Source organism: Pseudomonas machongensis (assembly GCF_034961125.1).
Taxonomy (GTDB): domain Bacteria; phylum Pseudomonadota; class Gammaproteobacteria; order Pseudomonadales; family Pseudomonadaceae; genus Aquipseudomonas; species Aquipseudomonas machongensis.
The window spans coordinates 1-3,759 of record NZ_JAYFUI010000171.1 but is presented as its reverse complement, the minus strand read 5'-3'; the positions used below and the strand labels follow the sequence as shown (position 1 = coordinate 3,759).

General features: G+C 64.4%; 5 protein-coding genes. 4 read left to right on the top strand and 1 reads right to left on the bottom strand.

The window, feature by feature from the left end; all coding sequences use genetic code 11:
- The first annotated feature begins 6 nt into the window (after positions 1–6).
- A complete protein-coding gene (gene cytX / locus VA602_RS15800) occupies positions 7–1,290 on the top strand; it encodes a putative hydroxymethylpyrimidine transporter CytX (protein WP_323453674.1) in 1,284 nt (427 codons plus the stop codon).
- Here cytX and VA602_RS15795 read toward each other — a convergent pair.
- A complete protein-coding gene (locus VA602_RS15795; protein ID WP_054893160.1) occupies positions 1,259–2,005 on the bottom strand; it encodes an RsiV family protein in 747 nt (248 codons plus the stop codon). The genes cytX and VA602_RS15795 overlap by 32 nt on opposite strands.
- Before the next feature lie 172 nt (positions 2,006–2,177).
- Between VA602_RS15795 and VA602_RS15790 the strand changes: the two genes are divergently transcribed.
- The 3 genes from VA602_RS15790 to VA602_RS15780 all read left to right on the top strand — a co-directional run.
- Positions 2,178–2,795, top strand: a complete 618-nt coding sequence (locus tag VA602_RS15790; RefSeq protein WP_054893161.1) for an NUDIX domain-containing protein — start codon at positions 2,178–2,180, stop codon at positions 2,793–2,795.
- Positions 2,786–3,238: a DUF1249 domain-containing protein gene (locus VA602_RS15785; protein WP_054893162.1), complete on the top strand. Its 453-nt coding sequence runs from the start codon at positions 2,786–2,788 to the stop codon at positions 3,236–3,238. Before VA602_RS15790 ends, VA602_RS15785 begins: the two co-directional genes overlap by 10 nt.
- 84 nt (positions 3,239–3,322) lie before the next feature.
- Positions 3,323–3,759, top strand: a 437-nt coding sequence (locus VA602_RS15780; RefSeq protein WP_323453673.1) for a metallophosphoesterase, incomplete at its 3' end; no start/stop codon positions are given.

Below are 3,759 nucleotides of genomic sequence, written 5' to 3'. Positions count from 1 at the left end.
CTTCCAATGACCACCCCCAGCCATTTCTCCCCCGATCACCCTGTCCCCTCCAGCCAGCGCCTGTTCGGCGCCCGCGACCTGTTCTCGTTGTGGTTCTCCCTCGGCATCGGCCTGATGGTCCTGCAGGTCGGTGCCTTGCTCGCACCGGGCCTGGGCCTGGCGGGCTCGGTGCTGGCGATCGTGCTCGGTACGGCGGTCGGGGTGCTGTTGCTGGCGGCAGTGGGGGTGACCGGCAGCGATACCGGCCTCTCTGCGATGGCCGGTCTTCGCCTGTCGCTGGGGCACCATGGCGCGCGTCTGCCGGCGCTGCTCAACCTGCTGCAACTGGTCGGCTGGGGATCGTTCGAGATCATTGTCATGCGTGACGCCGCCAGCCTGCTGGGCGCACGCACCTTCGGCGAAGGCAGTGCCTGGAACAGCCCGCTGCTCTGGACCCTGTGCTTCGGCGCGCTGGCAACCCTGCTGGCCGTCAGCGGGCCGTTGGCCTTCGTGCGCAAGGTGTTGCGCAAGTGGGGGATCTGGCTGCTGCTTGGCGCCTGCCTGTGGCTGACCTGGAATCTGTTCGCCAAGGCCGATCTTGCCGACCTCTGGCGGCGCCCGGGCGATGGCTCGCTGTCGCTGGCGGTGGGTTTCGATATCGTCATCGCCATGCCGCTATCGTGGCTGCCACTGATCGCCGACTACTCGCGCTTCGGCAAGCGTGCCAGCCGCGTCTTCGGCGGCACCGCGCTGGGCTTTTTCATCGGCAACGCCTGGCTGATGAGCCTGGGCGTGGCCTATACCCTGGCGTTCGCTCCGAGCGGCGAGGTGAATGCCTTGCTGCTGGCGCTGGCCGGTGCAGGGCTGGGTATCCCGTTGTTGCTTATCCTGCTGGACGAGTCGGAAAACGCCTTTGCCGACATCCATTCGGCGGCAGTGTCCACGGGGCTGCTGGTGAAGCTGAAGGTCGAGCACCTGGCGCTGGCGATCGGTCTGCTGTGCACCCTGATTGCACTGTTGGCACCGCTGGCCCAGTACCAGAACTTCCTGCTGTTGATCGGTTCGGTGTTCGCGCCGCTGTTCGGTGTGGTGCTGATGGATCACTTCGTGATCCGCCGTCGCCGCCTGCCGCAGCAGGTGCCGGGGCTGCATTGGCCGGCGCTGCTGGCCTGGCTGGCGGGGGTGGTGGTCTACCACCTGCTGGCGAACGAGGCGCCGGAGCTTGGGGCGACCCTGCCAGCCTTGCTGCTGGCAGGTGGCCTATATGGGCTGCTGGGTGCTATCCGCGGCCGGGAAACAGCTCGGGCTTGATGACGCCGTTCAGGCGCGGATAAGGGATCTTCAGTTCGACGTGGCCCATGGAATAGGGCGCGATCGCGTAGACCTCATACTTCACCACCACCGCGCCGTACGTCAGGGCGATGTGCGGCGAACGCTTGAATGGCCAGGTCTTCACGAACTCGGCGTCCTTGTCCATGCCGGTGCTGATCAGCCAGGCGCGGTGCGACTCCTCGACGGTCTTCCAGAACGTCTCTTCCTGGCCAGGCACCAGCATGTCCTGGAGCGTGAGCACCTTGTCCTGCTTGCGTGAATAGTTGATGAAGGCCCGCCCCGGCATGCCGTGGGCACCGCCGCTGTCCAGGTAACTGGACAGCTCGACGATCACCAGTCCGTCATGCTGCTCGCGTACCTTGGCCTGCAGGTAGCTGCTGTTGCGCGCTTGTGCGCTGGCCAGGTATTGCTGCTCATACTGCTGCAATGTGGTGGGTGTGGTACCGCGCTGGTTGTCTTCGGTCAGTTGCAGCAAGCGACGCTCGACGATGGCATCGAGCTTGGGCAACGCCGGGAAGTGCACGGTGTCGATGTTCACCAGCGGGCAATCACGCTCGCTGCAACCGGGTTTGACGTGTTCCCAGGCGTCGCGCTTGACCTCGAGCGGTGCGCGATAGTTGGGCGTGAACAGGCTCTGGCAGGCGCCGAGGGTCAACGCCAGCAGGGCGACGGCAGTCAGTTTGACGAGCGTCATGGTGATCCTTGCAGAACATGGATGATCGGCCTTGGACCGTCGGCAGGGCCTTCGGTTCGCCACTAAGCTAACAGAGTGAGGACAGCCTGTCCCGGTCGCCGGAAAGGGATGAAAGGTGGCGGCACGCAGAGTAGGATGGCGCGACGCAGTCGTTGATGTAATGAGGAATTCCATGTCAGACACCTTGAATTCGGTGCCCAAGGCGGTCGAGATCGTCGAACGGGCCAATTGCTTCCAGGGCTTCTACAAGCTCGACAAGGTGCGCCTGCGCCACGAGTTGTTCGCCGGTGGCATGGGGCGCGAGATCAGCCGTGAGCTGTTCGTGCGCCACGATGCCGTCTGCGTGCTGCCCTACGATCCGCTGCGTGACGAAGTGGTGCTGATCGAACAGTTTCGCGTCGGTGCGCTGGACAAGACCGACAACCCCTGGCTGATCGAGCTGGTCGCCGGGCTGATCGACAAGGATGAGCAACCTGAGGAGGTCGCCCACCGCGAAGCCGAAGAAGAGGCAGGCCTGAGCTTCTCCGCGCTGTGGCCGATGACCCGATACTTCCCGTCACCTGGCGGCAGTGACGAGTATGTCCATCTGTTCCTCGGGCGATGCAGCAGCGAGGGTGCGGGTGGCCTGCACGGGCTGGAAGAAGAGGGCGAGGATATCCGCGTGCGCGTCTGGTCGTTCGAGGATGCCTTGCAGGCGGTTCGCGATGGGCGCATCGCCAACGCGGCAAGCATCATCGCCTTGCAGTGGCTGGCGCTGAATCGTGACGAAGTCCGGGGGATGTGGAAGTGAACCTGCTGCGCGAACGCTACCGGGTCGACCTCGTCGGCCTGCAGGCTGCCTGCGAGGCGAACTACGCACGGCTGATGCGCCTGCTGCCGGACATGCGCACCACGCAAAGCTCGCGACGCATCGGCATGACCCAGGGCGACCAGATGCTTGGCGTGCTGGTGCTCGACGTGGTGCTGGCCTGCCCCTACACCACCACGCTGCGGATATGCCAGGAGCACAGCCTGCCGTGGCTGCCGGTGCCGCAACTCGAGGTACAGGTCTATCACGATGCGCGCATGGCCGAAGTGGTGAGTGCCGAGCACGCTCGGCGCCTGCGCAGCATCTATCCGTACCCCAACGCGGCCATGCACCAACCCGATGAGAAGGCTCAGCTCAACCTGTTCCTCGGTGAATGGCTGAGCCATTGCCTGGCCTGCGGCCACGAGTACGAAACCGTGCGTTGAAATGTGACGTCGGTTGGTTTCGAGTATTTGCTCCAACGCTTTCTACGGCCATAATCGTGCCGAATCCGATCAAGGAGACGGCCTTTGTCGCATTCACCCATTCCTTCCGTACAGGCTCCGGTGCATGTGGTGCAGCTCACCGACGCCCACCTGTTCGCTGATCCGGCTGGCACCCTGCTGGGCCTCAACACCCGTGACAGTCTGCGCCACGTGGTGAGCCAGGTGCGTCGCGAGCAACCACGCATCGACCTGTTGCTGTGCACCGGGGACCTGTCCCAGGACGCCAGCGTGGCGTCCTACGCTGCGTTCCGAGAGCTGACGGAGGGTTTTGCCGTGCCGACCCGTTGGTTGCCGGGCAACCATGACGAGGCCAGGGTCATGGCGCGTGTGGCGCCAGATCTGGTCCATGCCGTTACCGACATTGGCGCCTGGCGCGTGGTGATGCTCAACTCGGCGGTGCTGGGTGCTACCCATGGGCTTCTTGAACAAGACCAGCTCTCGATCCTCGATAACGCGCTGGC